This is a genomic window from Pseudomonas sp. LAM2023, assembly GCF_016620375.1.
GTDB lineage: Bacteria > Pseudomonadota > Gammaproteobacteria > Pseudomonadales > Pseudomonadaceae > Aquipseudomonas > Aquipseudomonas anuradhapurensis.
In genome coordinates, this window is sequence record NZ_JAENHV010000009.1 from 82,895 (window position 1) to 106,557 (window position 23,663).

At 64.7% G+C, this 23,663-nt stretch carries 17 protein-coding genes; 8 read left to right on the forward strand and 9 right to left on the reverse strand.

The window, feature by feature from the left end:
- Window positions 1-69: 69 nt before the first annotated feature.
- From JKP78_RS00520 to JKP78_RS00560, 9 genes are all read right to left on the reverse strand, one after another.
- Window positions 70-1,431, reverse strand: a complete 1,362-nt coding sequence (locus tag JKP78_RS00520) for an MFS transporter (RefSeq protein ID WP_170030251.1) — start codon at window positions 1,429-1,431, stop codon at window positions 70-72.
- A 101-nt stretch (window positions 1,432-1,532) separates the two neighbouring features.
- On the reverse strand, window positions 1,533-2,444 hold the full coding sequence (kdgD, locus tag JKP78_RS00525) for a 5-dehydro-4-deoxyglucarate dehydratase (RefSeq protein ID WP_170030250.1): 912 nt from the start codon (window positions 2,442-2,444) through the stop codon (window positions 1,533-1,535).
- Between the two features lie 389 nt (window positions 2,445-2,833).
- Window positions 2,834-3,643, reverse strand: a complete 810-nt coding sequence (locus JKP78_RS00530; protein ID WP_170030249.1) for a gamma-glutamyl-gamma-aminobutyrate hydrolase family protein — start codon at window positions 3,641-3,643, stop codon at window positions 2,834-2,836.
- 491 nt (window positions 3,644-4,134) lie between these two features.
- Window positions 4,135-4,917 carry an amino acid ABC transporter ATP-binding protein gene (locus JKP78_RS00535; RefSeq protein ID WP_186685633.1) on the reverse strand — a complete coding sequence of 261 codons (783 nt, stop codon included), beginning with the start codon at window positions 4,915-4,917 and terminating at the stop codon, window positions 4,135-4,137.
- A gap of 23 nt (window positions 4,918-4,940) precedes the next feature.
- The gene (locus tag JKP78_RS00540; protein WP_170030247.1) at window positions 4,941-6,185 is read right to left on the reverse strand and encodes an NAD(P)/FAD-dependent oxidoreductase; all 1,245 of its coding nucleotides are present in this window, start codon (window positions 6,183-6,185) and stop codon (window positions 4,941-4,943) included.
- Window positions 6,186-6,202: 17 nt separating this feature from the next.
- Window positions 6,203-6,913: an ABC transporter permease gene (locus JKP78_RS00545; protein ID WP_170030246.1), complete on the reverse strand. Its 711-nt coding sequence runs from the start codon at window positions 6,911-6,913 to the stop codon at window positions 6,203-6,205.
- On the reverse strand, window positions 6,910-7,629 hold the full coding sequence (locus JKP78_RS00550; protein ID WP_170030245.1) for an ABC transporter permease: 720 nt from the start codon (window positions 7,627-7,629) through the stop codon (window positions 6,910-6,912). Before JKP78_RS00550 ends, JKP78_RS00545 begins: the two co-directional genes overlap by 4 nt.
- 169 nt (window positions 7,630-7,798) lie before the next feature.
- Window positions 7,799-8,551, reverse strand: a complete 753-nt coding sequence (locus JKP78_RS00555) for a transporter substrate-binding domain-containing protein (protein WP_170030244.1) — start codon at window positions 8,549-8,551, stop codon at window positions 7,799-7,801.
- A gap of 21 nt (window positions 8,552-8,572) precedes the next feature.
- On the reverse strand, window positions 8,573-9,445 hold the full coding sequence (locus JKP78_RS00560) for a MurR/RpiR family transcriptional regulator (protein WP_200625833.1): 873 nt from the start codon (window positions 9,443-9,445) through the stop codon (window positions 8,573-8,575).
- A 143-nt stretch (window positions 9,446-9,588) separates the two neighbouring features.
- Here JKP78_RS00560 and JKP78_RS00565 point away from each other — a divergent pair, with 143 nt between their 5' ends.
- The 8 genes from JKP78_RS00565 to JKP78_RS00600 all read left to right on the forward strand — a co-directional run bounded on the left by JKP78_RS00565 (window position 9,589) and on the right by JKP78_RS00600 (window position 23,640).
- Window positions 9,589-10,614 (forward strand): Ldh family oxidoreductase, encoded by a 1,026-nt coding sequence (locus tag JKP78_RS00565; RefSeq protein WP_186685637.1) that lies wholly within the window; start codon window positions 9,589-9,591, stop codon window positions 10,612-10,614.
- A 214-nt stretch (window positions 10,615-10,828) separates the two neighbouring features.
- On the forward strand, window positions 10,829-12,025 hold the full coding sequence (locus JKP78_RS00570; protein ID WP_186685639.1) for an amino acid aminotransferase: 1,197 nt from the start codon (window positions 10,829-10,831) through the stop codon (window positions 12,023-12,025).
- A 326-nt stretch (window positions 12,026-12,351) separates the two neighbouring features.
- Entirely contained in the window at window positions 12,352-13,632 is a 1,281-nt protein-coding gene (locus JKP78_RS00575; protein WP_170030240.1) for a serine/threonine transporter, read from the forward strand.
- 167 nt (window positions 13,633-13,799) lie between these two features.
- Complete coding sequence (gene tpx, locus JKP78_RS00580; protein ID WP_170030239.1) at window positions 13,800-14,300, forward strand: thiol peroxidase; 501 nt, start codon at window positions 13,800-13,802, stop codon at window positions 14,298-14,300.
- A 343-nt stretch (window positions 14,301-14,643) separates the two neighbouring features.
- Window positions 14,644-15,957: an MdtA/MuxA family multidrug efflux RND transporter periplasmic adaptor subunit gene (locus tag JKP78_RS00585; protein ID WP_200625834.1), complete on the forward strand. Its 1,314-nt coding sequence runs from the start codon at window positions 14,644-14,646 to the stop codon at window positions 15,955-15,957.
- Window positions 15,954-19,052 carry an MdtB/MuxB family multidrug efflux RND transporter permease subunit gene (locus tag JKP78_RS00590; RefSeq protein ID WP_200625835.1) on the forward strand — a complete coding sequence of 1,033 codons (3,099 nt, stop codon included), beginning with the start codon at window positions 15,954-15,956 and terminating at the stop codon, window positions 19,050-19,052. Before JKP78_RS00585 ends, JKP78_RS00590 begins: the two co-directional genes overlap by 4 nt.
- Complete coding sequence (locus JKP78_RS00595; RefSeq protein WP_200625836.1) at window positions 19,049-22,156, forward strand: efflux RND transporter permease subunit; 3,108 nt, start codon at window positions 19,049-19,051, stop codon at window positions 22,154-22,156. The genes JKP78_RS00590 and JKP78_RS00595 overlap by 4 nt, the downstream gene beginning before the upstream one ends.
- Complete coding sequence (locus JKP78_RS00600) at window positions 22,153-23,640, forward strand: efflux transporter outer membrane subunit (protein ID WP_186685645.1); 1,488 nt, start codon at window positions 22,153-22,155, stop codon at window positions 23,638-23,640. The genes JKP78_RS00595 and JKP78_RS00600 overlap by 4 nt, the downstream gene beginning before the upstream one ends.
- Window positions 23,641-23,663: the final 23 nt, after the last annotated feature.

The following is a 23,663-nucleotide window of genomic DNA, read 5'->3' on the forward strand; positions in this document are numbered from 1 at the left end:
CCCTACTTGTCAGGTTCTCAGGCGTTTGTCCATCCGCCTGCGCCGGGGGGCCGGCACAGGCGTGCTCAGTCAGTGCTGCGAGCTGGCCAGTTCGCCGCTGGCGACTGGCCCGGCGTCAGGCTTTGGCGGTTCGCGCAGCTCGATGCGCTTGATCGGGCCGACGATGACCAGGTAGCTGAACACCGCCACCAAGGCATTGGCGCCCACATACACCAGTGCCCACTTGAACGAGCCGGTGGCGCTGATGATGTAGCCGATGACGATCGGGGTGGTGATCGAGGCGATGTTGCCGAAGGTATTGAACAGGCCGCCTGAAAGCCCGGCGATCTGCTTGGGCGACGTGTCGGCGACTACCGCCCAGCCCAGTGCGCCGATGCCTTTGCCGAAGAACGCCAGGGTCATGAAGCCGACCACCATCCATTCGCTGTCGACGTAGTTGCAGAACACCATGCTGGTCGACAGCAGCAGCCCGCAGACGATCGGCAGCTTGCGCGAGAAGGTCAGCGAGTTGCCGCGGCGCAGCAGCCAGTCGGAAATCACCCCGCCGAGCACGCCGCCGATGAAACCGCAGATTGCCGGCAACGAGGCGATGAAGCCGGCCTTGAGGATGGTCATGCCGCGCTCCTGTACCAGGTACACCGGGAACCAGGTTAGGAAGAAGTAGGTGATGGCGTTGATGCAGTATTGGCCCAGGTACACCCCCAGCAGCATGCGGCTGGTCAGCAGTTGCCTGATGTAGCCCCATTTCGGGCCGTCGCTGCCGCGTTTCTGGTCCATGTCCACCAGGCCGCCATTTCGCTCTATGTGCTCGAGTTCGGCCGGGCTGATGCGCGGATGCTGGCGCGGGTTGTAGATGGTCTTCAGCCAGACCATGGAGAACACGATGCCCAGTACGCCCATGACGATGAACACGTGCTCCCAGCCGAAGCGGAACACGATCCAGCCCATCAGCGGTGCGAACAGGGCAGTGGCAAAGTATTGCGCCGAGTTGAAGATGGCCGAGGCGGTGCCGCGTTCCTGGGTCGGGAACCAGGCGGCGACGATGCGGGCATTCCCCGGGAACGACGGGGCTTCGGCAAAACCGACCAGGAAGCGCAGGGTGAACAGCGTGACCACCGCCCAGGCCACCGGCAGGCCACCGACAAAGCCCTGCAGCAAGGTGAACAACGACCAGGTGAAGATGCTGAAGGCGTAGACGTTCTTGGAACCGAAGCGATCGAGCAGCCAGCCGCCGGGAATCTGCCCGGCCACATAGGCCCAGCCGAAGGCGGAGAATATATAACCCAGGGTGACGGCATCGATGCCGAGGTCTTTCTGCAGGCTGGAACCTGCGATGGCAATGGTGGCGCGGTCGGCGTAGTTGATCGTGGTCACCAGAAACAGCATGAACAGGATCAGGTAGCGCACATGCGTCTTTTTGCTCGCTTGCATGCTGGCAATACTCCCACTAGTTATTTTTGTGCGGGCTCATCAAGGATAACCGGAGTGGCTGGCCACTCCGGGCGCGGCGTCGGGCAGGCCGCGGGCAGTGACTACTGCGGGCCCATCTTGTCCATCAGCGCAGCGAGCTGCTGGTACTCGTCGGCAGTCAGGTCGGTCAGCGGGGTACGCACCGGGCCTGCATCGTAACCGGCAATCCTGGCACCGGCCTTGACGATACTGACGGCGTAACCGGCCTTGCGGTTGCGGATGTCCAGGTAGGGCAGGAAGAAGTCGTCGATCAGCTTGGCCACGGTGGCCTGGTCGTCACGGGCAATGGCGTTGTAGAAGGCCATGGCGGTCTTCGGCACGAAGTTGAACACGGCGGAGGAGTACACCGGCACGCCCAGGGCCTTGTAGGCAGCCGCATAGACCTCGGCGGTCGGCAGGCCACCCAGGTAGCTGAAGCGCTCGCCCAGGCGGCGACGGATCGACACCATCAGCTCGATGTCGCCCAGGCCGTCCTTGTAGCCGATCAGGTTCGGGCAGCGTTCGGCGAGCTTTTCCAGCAGGTCGGCGTTCAGCCGGCAGACGTTGCGGTTGTACACCACGACGCCGATGTTCACCGCTTTGCACACTGCCTCGACGTGGGCGGCAACGCCTTCCTGGCTGGCTTCGGTCAGGTAGTGCGGCAACAGCAACAGGCCCTTGGCACCCAGCCGCTCGGCTTCCTGGGCGTACTCGATGGCCTGGCGGGTGGCACCACCAACGCCGGCGAGGATCGGTACCGAGGTGGCGCAGGTGTCGACTGCGGTCTTGATCACCTGGCTGTACTCGCTGGCGGCCAGGGAGAAGAACTCACCGGTGCCGCCGGCGGCGAACAGGGCGCTGGCGCCGTAGGGAGCGAGCCATTCCAGGCGCTTCACGTAGCCCGCCGGGTTGAAGTCGCCCTGGGCATTGAAGTCGGTGACCGGGAAGGACAGCAGGCCGTGGGAGAGGATGGATTTCAGTTCTTGTGGGGTCATTGTTGTAGGCATCCTGTGGCGCTTGGGGGTGGAGGGTGTTGTTCTGCGCTGGAGGTAAGTTATCGTACAACTAGTGCGATGACTAGTGCCTTTTGGGAATTTTTTGCGGGGATGGCAGGGGGATGGCAGGGCGGATTGGTTTTAGATGTGTGTGGTTGCGTAAATCGAGCGCCGCCCGCGCGGCGCTCGATCTCCCAGGCGCAGAAGATCCAACGACAACCGCTCGGCAGTCATCATATCTCTTAAGAAAAAAAGGAAAAAAGATCGCGGAGACAGGCACAAGCCCGCCGCCCGCTTCCACGGGAAGTGTTCTGGGACCAGCAGAGGGTGACCGGGGAAACGGGGGCGACCTTGCGCCGCCCCGCGATCAAAGCGCAGTGAAACGAAGGTCAGGCAGCCTGCTGGCGCTTGATCTGCGCCTTGCGTACCTGGGCCCGGCAAGCATCGCCGAAGGCCTGGAAGATCTTGATCGAGTCCGGGTTGCTCGCCGCTTGCCACTCTGGATGCCACTGCACGGCGAACAGGAACGGCGAGAGGCTCGGGGCGTGAATCGCCTCGACCAGGCCGTCTTCGGCATGGGCGATGGCCTCGATGCCGGCGCCGAGCTTGCGCAGGCCCTGGCCATGCAGCGAGTTGACGCGAATTTCGTCGGTACCCAGTGTGTCACGCAGCCAGCTGCCAGGCTCGATCTTCACGCCGTGCACCTGGGCGTATTGCACCTCGACCGGGTCTTCCGGGTTTTCCCGATGGTCGTTGAAGCCAGGCTCGGCGTAGACCTTCTGGTAGATGTCGCCACCCAGGGCCACGTTGATTTCCTGCATGCCCCGGCAGATGCCGAAGATCGGCAGGCCGCGCTTGATCGCTGCCTTTACCAGGGGGATGTCGAACAGGTCGCGGTGCTTGTCCTGGCCTTTGCCGGGGGTCTGGTTTTCCTGGCCGTACAGGGCCGGGTCGATGTTGCTGCCAGCGCCGGTCAGGTACACGCCGTCGGCCATGTCCAGGTAGGTTTCGAGGTCATCGATGCCGCAGCAGGTGGGGACCAGTACCGGTACGCAATCGGCGAACTCGACCAGCGGAGTGATGTATTTGTGGGTCATGACCTGGTAGTCATGGCCTTTGCGCTCTTGGCTGCCCATGGTCATCAGGACGACGGGTTTGCGCAGGGAAGGTTGCTTGTTGCCAATGTTGCTGTTGGACATATGTCACCTTGGGACAGGTTCGGCCTGTCGTTGTTGTGCAGGTGCACGGCGCGTAGCCTTGGGTGCAGCCTGTAGCCCCGAGCACTGCCGGCTCGTCAGAGGCGACGATTCCGGTCGGGGCTTGTAGATAGCTTGCCAGAGCCGTTCGATATGTCAAACGACGGAACAGGGCTTGATGCCAGGGAATGCGCCGGTTTTTGGGGGCTGAAACCGATGCGGGCCTGTGCCGGCGTGGGTTTGGCGGGGGTTAAGGTCAATAATATTTAACGATGCAGTCGGGTCTTTGCAGCGGTGCAATGAAGGCCCGGTAGAGTCGCTCACGCCGTCGCTGACGCGGAAACTGTGTAGGAGCGGCCTTGTGTCGCGAAGGGCTGCAACGCAGCCCCGGCAATTTGTATTTCTGCGCTGAAAATCCTGGGGCTGCCATGCAGCCCTTTCGCGACACAAGGCCGCTCCTACACAGGTATCGCGCCAGCTTGCATGATTTTCAATCAGTGCAGTATCTGCGCCAGGAACCCTTTGGCCCGCTCGGTACGCGGCTGGTTGAAGAACACCTGCGGCGGGCTGTCCTCGATGATCTGCCCGCCCTCGAGGAACAGCACGCGCTCGGCGACCTGCCGGGCAAAGCCCATTTCATGGGTGACGCAGAGCATGGTCATTCCGGTACCGGCCAGTTGCACCAGCACGTCCAGCACCTCGGCGACCATCTCCGGGTCCAGTGCCGAGGTGGGCTCGTCGAACAGCATGATACGGGGCTTCATGCACAGCGCCCGGGCGATCGCCACCCGCTGCTGCTGGCCACCGGACAGCTGGCTGGGATACTTGTGCGCCTGGCTTTCGATACCGACCTTGCTCAGGTACATGCGTGCGCGCTCTTCGGCATCCTTGCGCGACAACCCGCGCACGCTGGTGGGGGCCAGCAGGCAGTTGTCCAGCACGCTCATGTGCGGGAACAGGTTGAAGTGCTGGAACACCATGCCGATATCGCTGCGCACTCGCGCCGCTTCGCGGCTGCTGGCAGCCAGGTCGATGCCGTCCACCTTGATGCTGCCCTGCTGGGCCACTTCCAGGCGGTTGATGCAACGGATCAGCGTCGATTTGCCCGAGCCGGAAGGCCCGCAAAGCACGATGCGTTCGCCTTCGCGCACCTGCAGGTTGATGTCGCGCAGTACATGGAAGGCACCGTAGTGCTTGTTGAGGCCCTCGATGCGGATCAGCACCGGGCGTGGGTCGGGTTCGGGGGCAAGGCTGGCAAGGCTCAGTGGTGCGGTCATCTTTGTTGTTCTCCCGCGTGGGTTCAGTCGAAACGGGTCGCGCTATAGGGCGCGGGGTCGGTGAAGGGGCGTTCGCCGGTGACCAGTTCGGCCAGCAGGCGGCCGCTGACCGGGCCCAGGGTGAGGCCATGGTGGGCATGGCCGAAGTTGAACCACAGCCCCGGGTGGCGCGGAGCCGGGCCGATCACCGGGCGCATGTCGGGCAGGCAGGGGCGGCGGCCCAGCCATGGGCTGTCGTCCAGACGCTCGCCCAGCGCCGGGAACAGCTTGCGGGCCAGGGCTTCGCAGCGGCCCAGCTGGATCTGGTTGCCCGGTGCGCTGCTGGCTGCGAACTCGATGCCGGTGGTCAGGCGCACGCCGCGGGCCATGGGCGCCAGCACGTAGCCGCCCTGGGTATCGCAGATGGAGTGCTCCAGCTGCGCGCCGTCACGGGTGCTGTAGTGCATGTGGTAGCCACGCTTGATCGCCAACGGGATTTCATAGCCCAGGCCGCTGAACAGATCGGCGGACTGTGGGCCGAGGCAGGCCACCACTTCATCGGCGGTGATCGGGCCGCGGCGGCTGTCGACCTGCCATTGGCCATCGAGCTGGCGCAGGCTGCGTGCATCGCCGTGCAGGAACTGCCCGCCGCGTTGCAGGAACAGGCTGGCATAGCCACGGGTGAGGGCGCCAGGGTTGTTCACGGTCTTGGGGTCGAGCCAATGGATGCCACCGACCACGGTGGCGTCCAGCTGCTGTTCGCGGGCCTGCAGCTGCCCGCATTCGAGGATTTCGAACTGCAGGCCATAGCGGCTCAGGCCTATGGCGTCGGCCTTGGCCTGCGCGAACAGCGCCGGGTCACGGAACACTTCGATCCAGCCTTTGGCCTGCACCAGGCCTTCCAGGCCGGCGGCAGCGATCAGCGCATCGTGTTCCTCGACGCAACGTTGCACCAGCGGCAGCATGTCGGCGGCAGCCCCGGCCAGGCGCCCAGGGGCCGACTGGCGCCAGTAACGCCATAGCCACGGGGCCGCCTTGGGCAGGTGCAGCAGGCTGTAACGCACATCGGGCTGGCGGTTCAGGCCGTAGCGCAGTAGCGCGCCCAGTTGCCGCGGGAAGGCGTAGGGGATGACGCTGGAGCGCTCGATCAGCCCGGCATTGCCGTGGCTGGTGCCGCTGCCCGGTTCGTCGCGGTCGATCAGGATCACCTGGCGCCCGCGGGCCTGCAGGTGCAGCGCAGTGCTGACGCCGACGATGCCGGCGCCGAGGACAAGGGTCTGGCAATGCATTGGAACGTATCCTTCGGTCAATTCAGGTGGCGGCCCAGGCGGGCTTCCAGGTGCTTCAACAGGCGCCGCACCAGTTCGACGATCAGCAGGTAGAGCACGGCGGCCCACAGGTAGATCTGGAAGTCGAAACTGCGCGAGAAGGCCAGCTTGGTCACGCCCATCAGGTCGTAGATGGTTACCAGCGAGGCGATCGCGCTGGCCTTGATCATCAGGATCAGTTCGTTGCCCAGCGGGCCGATGGCCACCAACAGCGACTGCGGCAGGATCACCTTGAAAAAGGTGGTCGAGCGCTTCAGGTTCAGGGCCCGCGCTGCTTCATGCTGGCCAGGAGCCACGGCCATCAGGCTGCCGCGGAAGATCTCGGCCTGGTAGGCGGCAGTGTTCAGGGTGAATGCCAGCAGGGTGCAGAACCACGCCTCGCGGAAGAACCACCACAGGCCGACGTCCTGCCAGAAGCCCTTGAGCGAGCCCAGGCCGTAATACAGCAGGAACAGCTGGGCCAGCAGCGGCGAGCCGCGGAAGAAGTACACGTAGCCTGCAGCCACGCGTTGCAGCAGCAGGCTGCGCGACATGCGCGCCAGGGCCAGCAGCAGGCCCAGCAGGGCACCCAGGCTGAAGGAAATCGCCACCAGTTTGGCGGTCACCAGCAGGCCATCGAGGAAACGCGGGCCGTAGCGCTCCAGCAGGTTGGGGTCGACCACCAACGCCAGCAGTTGTTCGAGGCTCATGCGCGTGCTCCTTGCAGGTGGCGGTTGCTGCGCCGTTCGATGAAGGCGAACACGCGTCCGGAGAGGGCGGCGAACAGCAGGTAGCCCAGGCAGGCGACGCCATAGAAGAACATCGGTTCCTTGGTCACGCTGACTGCCAGGTTGGTCTGGCGCATCAGGTCGACCAGCGAGATGGTGGAAACCAGTGAGGTGTCCTTGAGCAGCGACAGCCAGTTGTTGGACAGGCCGGGCAGGGCGATCCGGGTCAGTTGCGGCAGCAGCACCTTGAAGAAACCCGTGCGTTTGCTCAGGCCCAGCGCCGAGCACGCTTCCAGCTGGCCCTTGGGCAAGGTCTTGAAGGCGGCCAGCCAGATTTCGCTGGAAAAGGCGGCGAACACCAGGCTGAAGGCGATCATCGCGGCAAGGAAGGTGTTGATCAGGAACTCACCCGGATAACCCATGGCGGCGAGGATCTTCTGCGCCGCGATCTGGCAGCCGTAATAGATGATCAGCAGCGTCAGCAGTTCGGGCAGGCCACGGAACACGGTGGAGAAGGTGGTGGCCCAGAGCCGAGGCAGGCGCTTGCGCGAGCGTGCCGCGAGGGCGACCAGCAGGCCCAGCGGCAGGCCGACGGGCAGGCAGGCCAGGGCCAGGGACAGGGTGACCAGGGCGCCGGCCAGCAGCGCCTGGCCCCAGCCTCCGCTGGCGAAGGACAGCAAGGACAATTGATCGAGCATGACAAACCCCTAGGATGGGCAACGCGGACTCTTTGCAGGAGCGGCCTGGTGTCGCGAAAGGGCTGCGCAGCAGCCCCAGGATCTATGCCGTGGCAGGGAGTGCCGGGGCCGCCTTGCGGCCCTGTCGCGACGCAAGGCCGCTCCTACAGATTGCGCAGTTTCCTGAAGATCAGTTGTAGATATCGAAAGCGAAGTACTTGCTGGCGATCTTCTGGTAGGTGCCGTTGGCCACGATCTGTTGCAGCGCAGTATTCAGGCGCTGGCGCAGGGCCTCGTCGTCCTTGCGCACGGCAATCGCGGCGTCGGCCTTGGTGTTGGCCACGTCGCCGAGGATCTTGCAGCAGTCCCCGCCGTTCTTGGTCATCCACTCCTGCAGCGGGAACTTGTCGGCGATCACGCCGTCCAGGCGGCCAGCGGCGAGGTCGGCGTTGGCTTCGTCCATGGTCGGGTACAGCTTCACGTCGGCGCCTGCCTTGGCATAGACGTCTTCGGCGTAGATGGCCTGGGTCGACGACGACTGCGCGCCCACGGTATAGCCGTCGAAGTTGGTCTGGGCGTCGCTGATCTTGCTGTCCTTGGCCACGGCGACGGTCAGCGGTGTGCGGTAGTAGTGGTCGGTGAAGGCGATCTTCTTGCGCCGCTCCTCGGTGTTGATCATCGAGGCCACCACCGCGTCGTACTTGCGTGCCATCAGGGCGGGGATGATGCCTTCCCAGTCCTGGGCCACCAGCGTGCATTCGACTTTCATCTGCTCGCACAGGGCGTGGGTGATGTCGACATCGAAGCCATGCAACTGGTTATTGGCGTCGACGTAATTGAAGGGCGGGTAGGCGCCCTCGGTGGCGAAGCGCAGGGTTTCGGCACTGGCGGCGCCCGACAGCAGCAGGGCGCACGCACCCACCAAGGCCATGGTCTTGTTCATCTCGCACCTCTTGCACTCTTGCTATTGTTGTTTTCCCGCCGACCACGAGGTGTAGCCGACGAATTCGTTATGTAGAGCGGCAGTTGCTTCCAAGCGTTTTTCAACATCCGGCCCGAGCTTCTTGCAGACCTCGTTGACCATCAGGTGCACCCACGACAGCATGGTCGAGGTGGATTCCCAGAACAGGTTGAATTCGGTGGGGATGCGGAACACCTCGTCGGCATTGGCATCGGCCCAGTCACAGAAGGTGTCGGTCACCAGGGTGACCGCAATGCCGGCCTCGCGCGCCTTCTGGCACAACAGCAGGGCATGGCGGGAATAGCGGCGTGCCTCGAATACCACCAGGGCGCTGTCCTCGGCGCGGCCCAGCAACACGTCGCCGAAGTGGCCGGCGCCGAGATCGACCAGTTGCACGCCATCGCGCAGGTACTGCAGCAGATGGCTCATGCACATGGCGATGCCGCGCTCGGTCTGGAAACCGGCAATGAACACCCGCTGCTTGCTCGCCAGGCGTTGCGCGACGGCGTGCCAGGCGCTGCCCTGGCGATACTCGTGCACACGCACCAGGGCGGCGATTTCCAGCTCCAGGCTGCCAGCGTTGTCGCCGGCGTCCTGATTCTGGCGGTAATCTTGCAGGCGGTCGCCCACCAGCCACGGGCCGTCACCCAGGTCGTTCTGCAGGTCTTGCTTGAGCGCCTTGAGATGGGCATAACCCAGTGAGCGGCAGAAGCGGCCAACGCTGGATTCGCTGACGCCCAGCTTGGCAGCGATGCTGGCCGAGGTCTGGAACGGCAGTTCATGCAGGTTGGCGAGCATGTAGGTGGCGATCTTGCGGCCGGAAGCTGCGGCCCCTTCGAGGCTGTGTTCCAGGCGTTGCTTGATCATTTGGCTCATGCTGCGGCTCCAGGGGTGAGGCTTGTGGAAGAAAATGAATGTTTTCTGTCATCAAGTCAACAATTGACAGATAGCTGTCACATGCAGGAAAGTTTTTGTCGTTGCACGCTGTAGCCATTCCAATTCCAATAAAGGAGCTTCAGATGTCCGCACCTTCCACCAGCACTGTCGTGCGCGTGCCTTTCACCGAGCTCCAGGCCTTGTTGCAGGCTATTTTCCAGCGCCATGGTTGCAGCGATGGCGTGGCCCGTGTATTGGCTCACAATTGCGCCAGCGCCCAGCGCGATGGTGCCCACAGCCATGGGGTGTTCCGCATGCCTGGCTATGTCTCGACGCTGGCCAGTGGCTGGGTCGACGGCCAGGCCACGCCGCAGGTAAGCGACGTGGCGGCTGGCTATGTGCGTGTCGATGCCGCAGGCGGCTTTGCCCAGCCGGCACTGGCGGCAGCCCGTGGCCTACTGGTGGCCAAGGCGCGCAACGCTGGCATCGCGGTACTGGCGATTCACAACTCGCACCACTTCGCCGCGCTGTGGCCAGACGTGGAACCTTTCGCCGAGGAAGGCCTGGTGGCCCTGAGCGTGGTCAACAGCATGACCTGCGTGGTGCCGCATGGTGCGCGCAAGCCGCTGTTTGGCACCAACCCCATCGCCTTTGCCGCGCCCTGTGCCGAACACGACCCGATCGTCTTCGACATGGCCACCAGTGCCATGGCCCACGGTGACGTGCAGATTGCCGCGCGCGCCGGCCAGCAGTTGCCTGAAGGCATGGGCGTGGATGCCAATGGCGAGCCGACCACCGACCCCAAGGCAATCCTGGAAGGTGGCGCCTTGCTGCCGTTTGGCGGGCACAAGGGCTCGGCGCTGTCGATGATGGTCGAGTTGCTGGCGGCGGCGCTGACCGGCGGGCACTTTTCGTGGGAGTTCGACTGGTCGGGGCATCCGGGCGCGAAAACACCATGGACCGGGCAGCTGATCATCGTCATCGACCCGAGCAAGGCCGAGGGCGAGCGCTTTGCCCAGCGCAGCCGCGAACTGGTGGAGCAGATGCAGGCGGCAGGGCTGACCCGTATGCCCGGTGAACGGCGCTACCGCGAGCGCGAAGTGGCCGAGGAGGAGGGGGTGGCGCTGACCGAACAAGAGTTGCAGGGCTTGAAAGCGCTGCTTGGCTGACCCGGCCTCTTCGCGGGCACGCCCGCTCCCACAGGGATATCACCGTCCTCGCAGTACCATTGGGTCGGGCTTGCCCGCGAAGAATTCGCCACTGCCCCGAGCCATGCATCGTTGCATGGACAACCTTGCACAATAGTTGATGTTCCTGACCGTGCACTCCGGGTATGCTCAGGGCTGACTTTTCGTACTGTCCTGATCCAAGGAGCTGCACGCTGTGTTCAAACATGTCGATGCCTATGCCGGCGACCCGATCCTCTCGCTGATGGAAACCTTCAAGGCCGACCCGCGCGCCGACAAGGTCAACCTGAGTATCGGCCTGTACTACGATGAGGCCGGCGTGGTGCCGCAACTGGCGGCTGTGGATGCGGTGGAAAAACGCATCGCCGGCCAGGACCATGAGGCTTCGCTGTACCTGCCGATGGAAGGTCTGGCCAGCTACCGCCAGGCCATCCAGGCGCTGCTGTTCGGGGCCGATCACCCGGCCGTGACCGCTGGCCGGGTGGCCACCGTGCAGACCGTGGGCGGTTCCGGTGCGCTGAAAGTCGGTGCCGACTTCCTCAAGCGTTACTTCCCGCAATCCGAAGTCTGGGTCAGCAACCCGACCTGGGACAACCACCGCGCCATTTTCGAAGGCGCCGGTTTCAAGGTGCACACCTACCCGTACTTCGACCAGGCCAGCCGTGGCGTGGACTTCGACGGCATGCTGGCCACCTTGCAAACCCTGCCGGCCAACAGCGTGGTGCTGCTGCACCCGTGCTGCCACAACCCGACCGGGGCTGACCTGGACCAGCAGCAGTGGCAGCAAGTGGTCGAAGTGGTCAAGGCGCGCCAGCTGATCCCGTTCCTCGACATCGCCTACCAGGGCTTCGCCGAAGGCCTGGTGGAGGATGCCTATGCCATCCGCGAAATGGCCCGCGCCGGCGTACCGTGCCTGGTCAGCAACTCGTTCTCGAAAATTTTCTCGCTTTATGGCGAGCGCGTCGGTGGCCTGTCGGTGGTCTGCGACGACGAGGCCACCGCCCAGAGCGTGCTCGGCCAGCTCAAGGCCACCGTGCGCCGCAACTACTCCAGCCCGCCCAACTTCGGTGCCCAGCTGGTCGCTGGCGTGCTCGGCGATGCCGGCCTGAATGCCCAGTGGGCGGCGGAAGTCGAAGTGATGCGCAAGCGCATCCTCGACATGCGCCAGGCGCTGGTCGATGCCCTGGCAGTGCTGCTGCCAGGCCAGGACTTCCAGTTCTTCCTGCGTCAGCGCGGCATGTTCAGCTACACCGGCTTCAGCGTCGAGCAGGTACGCCGCCTGCGTGACGAGTTCGGGGTGTACCTGATCGACAGCGGCCGCGTGTGCATGTCCGGCCTGCGCCCGGCCAACCTGCAACGGGTTGCCGAAGCCTTCGCTGCGGTCCAGAAGTAACCCTTCTCCCAGGACGACGCGCCCTTGTAGGAGCGGCCTCGTGTCGCGATAGGGGCGCACAGCGCCCCACATTTTGCAGCTTCGCCGCAAATATTGCCGGGGCCGCGTCGCGGCCCATCGCGACGCAAGGCCGCTCCTGCACAATCCCCTCCAGCCTGTAGGCACAACCCGCTTGTAAAGACAAGTGCAACCGTCCCTCGGATAGGGCTTCGCAAGTGCAACCTTTCCGTGCACAATCGCGCCCCTCTTTCCCGGTTGAGTTGGGCGGAACGTCTAGTCCGCCATTCTCAGCCTGTTGCAGTCTTGCGAGTGGAGCTTCACCCGGAATGAATGAGCAGGCCCCGAGCGTTGAACAACGCTTTGCAGAATCGACCCCCGCCACCCTCGGCAGCTGGTCGCGTCACGACACCACCTGGATGCTGGGCCTGTTCGGCACAGCCATCGGCGCCGGAACCCTGTTCCTGCCGATCAACGCGGGCCTCGGCGGCTTCTGGCCGCTGCTGATCCTGGCCGCGCTGGCCTTCCCGATGACTTATTTTGCCCACCGCGGGCTGACCCGCTTCGTCCTCTCGGGGCGCGCGGGTGGCGACATCACCGAGGTGGTCAAGGAGCACTTCGGCGCCTCCGCCGGTGGCGCGATCACCGTGCTGTACTTCTTCGCGATCTTCCCGATCCTGCTTATCTATAGCGTGGCGCTGACCAACACCGTGGCCAGCTTCATGGAGCACCAGCTGCACCTGGAGCCGCCGCCGCGGGCCATCCTGTCGTTCGTGCTGATCCTCGGCCTGCTGGCCATCGTGCGCTGCGGCGAGCAGGCCACGGTGAAGGTCATGAGCCTGCTGGTCTACCCGTTCATCGTCGCCCTGGGGCTGCTGGGCCTGTACCTGGTCCCGCACTGGACCGGCGGCATCCTCGATGGCGCCCACCAAGTACCGCCGGCATCGGCGTTCCTGCATACCGTGTGGCTGGCGATTCCGGTGATGGTGTTCTCGTTCAACCACTCGCCGATCATCTCGGCCTTTGCCGTTGACCAGAAACGCCGCTACGGTGAGCACGCCGATGAGCGCAGCGGCCAGATCCTGCGGCGCGCACACCTGTTGATGGTGCTGATGGTGCTGTTCTTCGTGTTCAGCTGCGTGCTCACCCTGAACAGCGCCCAGCTGGCCGAGGCCAAGGCACAGAACCTGTCGATCCTGTCATACCTGGCCAACCACTTCAGCAACCCGACCATCGCCTTCGCCGCGCCGCTGATTGCCTTCGTGGCCATCGCCAAGTCCTTCCTCGGCCACTACATCGGTGCCAGCGAAGGCCTCAAGGGCATCATCAGCAAGACTGGCGCACGCCCGGGGGCCAAGGCCCTGGACCGTGTGGTAGCCGCGCTGATGCTGGTGGTGTGCTGGATCGTGGCCACCCTCAACCCGAGCATCCTCGGCATGATCGAGTCGCTGGGCGGCCCGATCATCGCGGTGCTGCTGTTCCTGATGCCGATGTATGCCATCCGCCGGGTACCGTCGATGCGCAAGTACAGCGGTGCGGCGTCCAACCTGTTCGTCGTGGTGGTCGGCCTGGTTGCGCTGACCTCGGTGGTGTACGGCCTGGTGAGCTGATGCACTGCAGTCGATGAAGCATGCCCGGGGCGTTTGTCGCTACCCGGGCATTTTTTTGTCCACAAGTTTTGTCAGGCAATAGAACAATTTCACCTGCCCCATAGGCACCCGACCGCCTTCATGCTTAACTCAGTGTCCTTTTCAAACCCCCGCATAAGGAATTCGTCATGGCTCAAGTGACTCTCAAAGGCAACCCGGTTCAGGTCAACGGCAACCTGCCACAGGCCGGCGCCCAGGCTCCGGCCTTCTCCCTGGTCGGTGAAGGCCTGGCCGACAAGTCGCTGCAGGACTACGCCGGCAAGCGCAAGGTGCTGAACATTTTCCCTAGCGTCGATACCCCGACCTGCGCCACTTCCGTGCGCAAGTTCAACGCCCAGGCCAACAAACTGGACAACACCGTGGTGCTGTGCATTTCCGCCGACCTGCCGTTCGCCCAGGCCCGCTTCTGCGGCGCCGAGGGCCTGGACAACGTGAAGAACCTGTCGACCCTGCGTGGCCGCGAGTTCCTCGACAACTACGGCGTTGCCATCGCCGACGGCCCGCTGGCCGGCCTGGCTGCCCGCGCCGTGGTGGTGCTGGACGAGAACGACAAGGTGCTGCACAGCGAGCTGGTTGGCGAAATCGCTGATGAGCCGAACTACGACGCAGCTCTGGCTGTGCTGAAGTAAGGGTTGTTGGGGTAGGTCGGCTGAGTCCTGTACCGGCCTCTTCGCGGGTAAACCCGCTCCCACAGGTACGGCACAGGTTTCAAAAGCTGTGATATCCCTGTGGGAGCGGGTTTACCCGCGAAGGGGCCGGCATAGGCAACCGAAACCTTTCAGCCCGCCACCGCTCCAAGTAACACCCTGTAAACGGCCCGGAACGCGTTCCGGGCCGTTTTCATTTAAAGTTCAACCCCTTGGCAACGTCAGGCAAAGGTAAACCTCTGGTAAAGGCGCTTTGCTAAAACGATGCCAGTGCTTATCGTTCATCCTCCCCAAGTCGTCATTCCGAACAAGGTTCGTTCAACCCATGCAAGCGCCCAATTCCCGTTCCCCCCGTCGCTGGCTCGTCGGCCTGCTGATCCTGCTGCTGGTGGCTGCCCTGGCCTGGTGGCTGTGGCCGGCAGCGACGCCTGCGCACAAGGACAGCAGTGGCGGGCGCGCCGGCAAGGGCGCGGGCATGGGCATGATGGGCGGCCGCCCGGGCTTCGGCGGCTCCAGCGACCCGGTACCGGTGCGTGTCGAGCCGGTGCGGGTGGGCGATTTCCCGCTGTACTACAAGGCCCTGGGCACGGTTACCGCGACCAATACGGTGAACGTGCGCAGCCGCGTGGCCGGCGAGCTGGTGAAGATCCACTTCAAGGAAGGCCAGCAGGTCAAGGCCGGCGACCTGCTCGCCGAGATCGACCCGCGCCCCTACCGCATCGCCCTGCAACAGGCCGAAGGCACCCTGGCGCAGAACCAGGCGCAGCTGAAGAACGCCCAGGTTGATCTGGCCCGCTATAAAGGCCTGTACGCCGAGGACAGTATCGCCAAGCAGACCCTCGACACTGCCGAAGCGCAGGTGGCGCAGTTCCAGGGGCTGGTCAAGACCAACCAGGCGCAGGTCAACGACGCCCGCCTGAACCTCGAGTTCACCCAGATCCGTGCGCCGATCAACGGCCGCGTGGGCCTGCGCCAGCTCGACCTGGGCAACCTGGTGGCGGCCAACGACACCACCGCGCTGGTGGTGATCACCCAGACCGAACCGATCAGCGTCGCCTTCACCCTGCCGGAAACCGAGCTGAGCACGGTGCTGGAGCGCTACCGCAGCGGCGCCAGCCTGCCGGTCGAGGCCTGGGACCGCAGCGACAGCAAACTGCAGTCCACCGGCGTGCTGGGCAGCATCGACAACCAGATCGACACCACCACTGGCACCCTCAAGTTCAAGGGCCGCTTCGAGAACAAGGACCTGGCCCTGTTCCCCAACCAGTTCGTCAACGTGCGCCTGCTCGCCGACACCCTCAGGCAGGTGACCTTGGCCCCGGCGGCAGCCATCCAGTTCGGCAACGATGGCACCTTCGCCTACGTGGTCAACGAGCAGAGCACGGTGAACGTGCGCAAGCTCAAGGTGGGGGCCAGCGACGGCGAGCACAGCGTCATCCTCGAAGGCCTCAAGGCCGGTGAGCGCCTGGTGCTGGAAGGCACCGACCGGCTGCGCGAAGGCACCAAGGTGGAAGTGGTCGAAGACAGCTCGCAAGTGCCGACCAGCCCCGGCCAGCAGCTGCAGGGGCAGGAGGCCAAGGGCTCGGCGCAGGCCGTTGAAGCCCAGCCCGGTCAGGCAGCAGGCAAGGCCGGCGCATGAACCTCTCGCGCCTGTTCATCCTGCGCCCGGTCGCCACCACGCTGAGCATGCTGGCCATCGTCCTGGCCGGCCTGATCGCCTACAAGCTGCTGCCGGTTTCCGCCTTGCCGCAGGTGGATTACCCGACCATCCGGGTCATGACCCTGTACCCCGGCGCCAGCCCGCAGGTCATGACCAGCGCCGTCACTGCACCGCTGGAGCGCCAGTTCGGGCAGATGCCGGGCCTGGAACAGATGGCCTCGACCAGCTCCGGCGGCGCCTCAGTGCTGACCCTGCGCTTCAACCTCGACATGAACATGGACGTTGCCGAACAGCAGGTGCAGGCCGCGATCAATGCCGCCAGCAACCTGTTGCCCAGCGACCTGCCGGCGCCACCGGTGTACAACAAGGTCAACCCGGCCGACACGCCGGTGCTGACCCTGGCCATTTCCAGCAAGACCATGCCGTTGCCCAAGCTCAACGACCTGGTCGACACCCGCGTGGCGCAGAAGCTCGCGCAGATCAGTGGCGTGGGCATGGTCAGCATCGCCGGTGGTCAGCGCCAGGCGGTGCGGATCAAGGTCAATGTCGATGCCCTGGCTGCCAACGGCCTGAACCTGGATGACGTGCGCACCCTGGTCGGCGCCTCCAACGTCAACCAGCCCAAGGGCAACTTCGACGGGCCGACCCGGGTTTCGATGCTCGATGCCAACGACCAGCTGCGCTCGCCCGAGGAATACGCGAACCTGATCCTGGCCTACAACAACGGGGCGCCGCTGCGCCTGAAGGACGTGGCCGAAATCGTCGATGGCGCGGAGAACGAGCGCCTGGCCGCCTGGGCCAATGACAACCATGCGGTGCTGCTGAACATCCAGCGCCAGCCGGGCGCCAACGTCATCGAAGTGGTCGACCGGATCAAAGACCTGTTGCCATCGATCACCGACAACCTGCCGGCCGGCCTCGACGTCTCGGTGTTGACCGACCGCACCCAGACCATCCGTGCCGCGGTCAAGGACGTGCAGCACGAGTTGCTGCTGGCCATCGCCCTGGTGGTGATGGTCACCTTTGTCTTCCTGCGCCGTTTCAGCGCCACCATCATCCCGTCGATTGCCGTGCCGCTGTCGCTGATCGGAACCTTCGGCGTGATGTACCTGGCCGGCTTCTCGGTCAACAACCTGACGCTGATGGCGCTGACCATCGCCACCGGCTTCGTGGTCGACGACGCCATCGTCATGCTGGAGAACATCTCCCGGCACATCGAGGAGGGCGAGACACCGATGCAGGCGGCGCTCAAGGGCGCCCGGCAGATCGGCTTCACCCTGGTTTCGCTGACCTTCTCGCTGATTGCGGTACTGATTCCGCTGCTGTTCATGGCCGATGTGGTCGGCCGCCTGTTCCGCGAGTTCGCCATCACCCTGGCGGTGGCCATCCTGATTTCCCTGGTGGTGTCGCTGACCCTCACGCCGATGATGTGCGCGCGCCTGCTCAAGCGTGAGCCCGAGCCCGCAGAGCAGGGCCGTTTCTACCGCGCCAGTGGTGCCTGGATCGACTGGTTGATCAGGCACTACGGCAGTGCCTTGCAGTGGGTACTGAGGCACCAGCCGCTGACCTTGCTGGTGGCCGTGGCCAGCCTGGCGCTCACCGTGTTCCTGTACATGGTGGTGCCCAAGGGTTTCTTCCCGGTGCAGGACACCGGGGTGATCCAGGGCATTTCCGAGGCGCCGCAGGCCACCTCGTTCGCCGCCATGAGCGAGCGCCAGCAGGCCTTGAGCAAGGTGATCCTGCAGGACCCGGCGGTGCAGAGCCTGTCGTCCTACATCGGCGTCGATGGCGACAACGCCACGCTCAACAGTGGCCGCCTGCTGATCAACCTCAAGCCGCATGGCGAGCGCGATGTCAGCGCCAGCGAAGTGATCAGCCGCCTGCAGCCGCAACTCGATCGCCTGGTGGGGATCCGCCTGTTCATGCAGCCGGTGCAGGACCTGAGCATCGAGGATCGGGTCAGCCGTACCCAGTACCAGTTCAGCCTGTCGTCACCGGATGCCGACCTGCTGGCGCAGTGGAGCGGCAAGCTGGTGCAGGCGCTGCAGCAACGCCCGGAACTGGCCGATGTGGCCAGTGACCTGCAGGACAAGGGCTTGCAGGTCTACCTGGTCATTGACCGCGACATGGCAAGCCGCCTGGGAATCAGCGTGTCGCAGATCACCAACGCCTTGTACGACGCGTTCGGCCAGCGGCAGATTTCCACCATCTACACCCAGGCCAGCCAGTACCGTGTGGTGCTGCAGTCGAAAGACGCCGCGGTCATCGGCCCGCAGGCGCTGGAGTCGGTCCACGTCAAGGCCGCCGATGGCGGCCAGGTGCGCCTGTCGGCGCTGGCTCGGATCGAGCAGCGCCAGGCCCAGTTGGCCATTTCCCATATCGGCCAGTTCCCGGCAGTGACCCTGTCGTTCAACCTGGCTCACGGGGCGTCGCTGGGCGAAGCGGTGCAGGTGATCGAGCAGGTACAACAAGACATCGGCATGCCGCTGGGCGTGCAGACCCGCTTCCAGGGTGCCGCCGAGGCCTTCCAGGCGTCGCTGTCGAGCACCTTGCTGCTGATCCTGGCGGCGGTGGTGACCATGTACATCGTGCTGGGCGTGCTGTACGAAAGCTACATCCACCCGGTGACCATCCTCTCCACGCTGCCGTCGGCAGCGGTCGGGGCCTTGCTGGCGTTGCTCATCAGCGGCAATGACCTGGGCATGATCGCCATCATCGGCATCATCCTGCTGATCGGCATCGTCAAGAAGAACGCGATCATGATGATCGACTTTGCCCTTGAGGCCGAGCGCCAGCAGGGCATGAGCCCACGCGATGCGATCTACCAGGCGGCACTGTTGCGCTTCCGGCCAATCCTGATGACCACCCTGGCTGCGCTGTTCGGCGCCGTGCCGCTGATGTTCGCCACCGGTTCCGGTGCCGAGCTGCGCCAGCCGCTGGGCCTGGTGATGGTCGGCGGGTTGCTGGTCAGCCAGGTGCTGACGCTGTTCACCACCCCGGTCATCTACCTGTACTTCGACCGCCTGGCCCGTCGCTGGCGCCCGGCCACCGATGCCACGCAGGCCCAGGCATGAACCTGTCCGGCCCGTTCATCCGTCGCCCGGTGGCAACCATGCTGCTGAGCCTGGCGATCATGCTGCTGGGCGGGGTCAGCTTCGGCCTGCTGCCGGTGGCACCGTTGCCGCAGATGGATTTCCCGGTGATCGTGGTATCGGCCAACCTGCCTGGCGCCAGCCCCGAGGTGATGGCCTCCACCGTGGCCACGCCGCTGGAGCGCAAGCTGGGCAGCATCGCCGGTGTGACCACCCTGACCAGCAGCTCCAACCAGGGCTCCACGCGGGTGATCATCGGCTTCGAGATGGGCCGCGACATCGACGGTGCAGCGCGCGAGGTGCAGGCCGCGATCAACGCCACCCGCAACCTGTTGCCCAGCGGCATGCGCAGCATGCCCACCTACAAGAAGATCAACCCGTCGCAAGCGCCGATCATGGTGTTGTCGCTGACCTCGCAGGTGCTGCAGAAAGGCCAGTTGTACGACCTGGCGGATACCATCCTGGCGCAAAGCCTGGCACAGGTGCCGGGGGTAGGGGAGGTGCAGATCGGCGGCAGTTCGCTGCCGGCGGTGCGGATTGCTGTGGAACCGCAACTGCTCAACCAGTACGGCGTGTCGCTGGACGAGGTACGCACGGCGGTATCCAACGCCAACCAGCGCCGGCCCATGGGCTTTGTCGAGGATGCCGAGCGTAACTGGCAGGTGCGGGCCAACGACCAGCTGGAAAGCGCCAGGGACTACGAGCCGGTGGTGATCCGCCAGCAGAACGGCACCATCCTGCGCCTGGCCGATGTGGCGACCATCACCGATGGCGTCGAGAACCGCTACAACAGCGGATTCTTCAATGACCAGAGTGCGGTACTGCTGGTGGTCAACCGCCAGAGCGGCGCCAACATCATCGAAACCGTGGACCAGATCAAGGCGCAACTGCCAGCCCTGCAGTCGCTGCTGCCGGCCAGCGTGCAACTCAACGTGGCGATGGACCGCTCGCCGGTGATCAAGGCTACCCTGAAGGAGGCCGAGCACACCTTGCTGATTGCCGTGGTGCTGGTGATCCTGGTGGTCTACCTGTTCCTCGGCAGCCTGCGCGCCTCGCTGATCCCCAGCCTGGCCGTGCCGGTGTCGCTGGTGGGGACCTTCGCGGTCATGTACCTGTGTGGCTTCTCGCTCAATAACCTGTCGCTGATGGCGCTGATCCTGGCCACCGGGCTGGTGGTGGACGATGCCATCGTGGTGCTGGAAAACATCTCCCGGCATATCGAGGACGGCCAGCCGCCGATGAAGGCAGCCTACCTCGGGGCCCGGGAAGTGGGCTTTACGCTGCTGTCGATGAACGTCTCGCTGGTGGCGGTATTCGTGTCGATCCTGTTCATGGGCGGCATCGTGCGCAACCTGTTCCAGGAATTCTCCATCACCCTGGCGGCGGCGATCATCGTGTCGCTGGTGGTATCGCTGACCCTCACGCCGATGCTCTGCGCCCGCTGGCTGCAGCCACACCGGGCCGAGCAGAGCCGCCTGCAGCGCTGGAGCGACAAGCTGCACCAGCGCATGGTCGATGCCTATGACCGCAGCCTTGGCTGGGCCTTGCGCCACAAGCGCCTGACCCTGATCAGCCTGCTGGCCACCATCGGCCTCAACATCGCCCTGTACGTGGTCGTGCCCAAGACGCTGATGCCGCAGCAGGACACCGGCCAGCTGATAGGCTTCATCCGCGGCGATGACGGCCTGTCGTTCGGCGTGATGCAGCCGAAAATGGAAACCTACCGCCGCGCCTTGCTGGCCGACCCGGCAGTGCAGAGCGTTGCCGGTTTCATAGGTGGCAACAGTGGCACGAACAACGCCTTCGTGCTGGTGCGCCTGAAACCGATCCACGAGCGCAAGCTCGATGCGCAGAAGGTGATCGAACGTCTGCGCAAAGAGATGCCCAAGGTGCCAGGCGGGCGCCTGTTCCTGATGGCCGACCAGGACCTGCAACTGGGCGGCGGCGGCCGTGACCAGACCTCGTCGCAGTACCTGTACACCTTGCAGAGTGGCGACCTGGCGGCGTTGCGCGAATGGTTCCCGAAAGTGGTCGCGGCACTGCGTGCGCTGCCGCAGCTGACCGCCATCGATGCCCGCGACGGAGCCGGGACCCAGCAGGTGACCCTGGTGGTCGACCGTGACCAGGCCAAGCGCCTGGGGATCGACATGGACATGGTCACCACGGTGCTGAACAACGCCTACAGCCAACGGCAGATCTCTACCATCTACGACAGCCTCAACCAGTACCAGGTGGTGCTGGAGATCAACCCGAAATACGCCTGGGACCCGAGCACGCTGGAGCAGGTGCAGGTAATCACCGCCGACGGCGCCCGCGTGCCCCTGTCGACCATCGCCCATTACCAGAACAGCCTGGCCAACGACCGGGTCAGCCATGAAGGGCAATTCGCGGCCGAAAGCATCGCCTTCGACATCGCCGAAGGCTACAGCCCCGACCAGGCCATGGCGGCGCTGGAGCGCGCAGTGGCCAAGCTGGGCCTGCCGGAGGAAGTGATTGCCAGGCTCGGTGGCAGTGCCGACGCCTTTGCCACGACCCAGCAAGGCCAGCCGCTGATGATCCTGGGCGCGCTGGTGCTGGTGTACCTGGTGCTGGGCATCCTCTATGAAAGCTACATCCACCCGTTGACCATTCTGTCCACGTTGCCCTCGGCTGGCGTTGGCGCCTTGCTGGCGCTGTACCTCACTGGCGGCGAATTCAGCCTGATCTCGCTGCTCGGGTTGTTCCTGTTGATCGGCGTGGTGAAGAAAAACGCGATCCTGATGATCGACCTGGCCTTGCAACTGGAACGTCACCAGGGCCTGTCCCCGGAGGCGTCGATCCGCCGTGCCTGCCTGCTGCGCCTGCGGCCGATCCTGATGACCACCCTGGCGGCCATCCTCGGTGCCTTGCCGCTGCTGCTGAGCCGCGCCGAAGGCGCGGAAATGCGCCAGCCGCTGGGCCTGACCATTATCGGAGGGCTGGTGTTCAGCCAGGTCCTCACCCTTTACACGACGCCGGTGGTGTACTTGTACCTGGACCGCCTGCGTCACCGTTTCAATCGTTGGCGCGGCGTGCGCAGCGACGCCGCCCTGGATACCCCGCTATGACTTTTGCCCAGACCCCGCTTCACCGAACCCTGCAAGTGCTGGCGCGCGCGCGTGGCTCACGCCTGCTCGGTGCCGGGTTGTGCGTGGCCTTGCTCAGTGCCTGCACCCTGAGCCCGGATTACCACCGCCCCGAGATGAGCGGCACGGCGCAGTTCAAGCACGCCGAAGGCTGGACCCAGGCCACGCCGTCCGATGCCATCGCCCGCGGGGCCTGGTGGGAGATCTACGGCGATGCCGGGCTCAATGCGCTGGTCGAGGAACTGAACCGCAGCAACCAGACGGTGGCGCAATCCGAGGCCCAGTATCGCCAGGCCCAGGCGCTGGTGCGCAGCAGCCGCGCGGCACTGTTCCCCAGCCTCGACCTGAGTGTCGGCAAGAACCGCTCGGCCCAAGGCACCGGCAGCTCCAGTTCGAGCCTGTCCAACAACAGCAGCGGCATTCGCAACACCTATAACGCCCAGCTCGGCGTCAGCTGGGAAATCGACCTGTGGGGAAAGCTGCGCGAGACCCTCGATGCCAACCAGGCCAGTGCCGAAGCCAGCCTGGCCGACCTGGCCTCGATCCGCCTCAGCCAACAGTCGGAACTGGTGCAGAACTACCTGCAACTGCGGGTGATCGATGAGCAGAAGCGCCTGCTGGAAGCCACCGTGGCCGCCTATGAACGTTCGCTGCGGATGAACCAGAACCAGTACCGCGCGGGCGTTGCCGGCCCGGATGCGGTGGCCCAGGCGCGTACCCAGCTGAAAACCACCCAGGCCGACCTGATCGACCTGGCCTGGCAGCGCGCGCAATTCGAGAACGCCATCGCCGTGTTGCTGGGCAAGACGCCGGCCGAGTTTGCCCTGGCCGACAGCAAGAGCATACCGGCGCTGCCGCAGATACCGGTGTCCCTGCCTTCGCAGTTGCTCGAGCGGCGCCCGGACATCGCCGCCGCCGAACGCAATGTGATGGCTGCCAACGCCAACATCGGTGTGGCGCGCGCGGCATATTTCCCCGACCTCAGCCTGAGCATGAGTGGTGGCTATTCCAGCAGCAGCTTCAACAATTGGATCGAGCTGCCCAACCGCTACTGGTCGGTGGGCCCGCAGTTGGCGCTGACCCTGTTCGACGCCGGCAAGCGCAGCGCCGAGGTGGACCGCACCGTGGCGGTGTATGACCAGACCGTGGCGCAATACCGCCAGACCGTGCTCGATGGTTTCAAGGAAGTGGAGAACCTGCTGGTGCAGTTGAAGGTGTATGGCGATGAAGCGGTGGTGCGCCAGGAAGCGCTGGATGCTGCTCGCGAGTCGCTGCGCCTGACCGAGAACCAGTACCGCGCTGGGCTGATCGGCTACCTGGATGTAGTGAATGTGCAGACCACGGCATTGAGCAACGAGCGCAGTGTGTTGAACCTGCTGCAAGGGCGTCTGGTGGCCAGCGTGCAACTGATTGCCGCGTTGGGCGGGGGCTGGGACGCCGGGCAGGCGTTCGCCAGGCAGGACTGATCTGCTGGCGTTCGCCGGGCGCA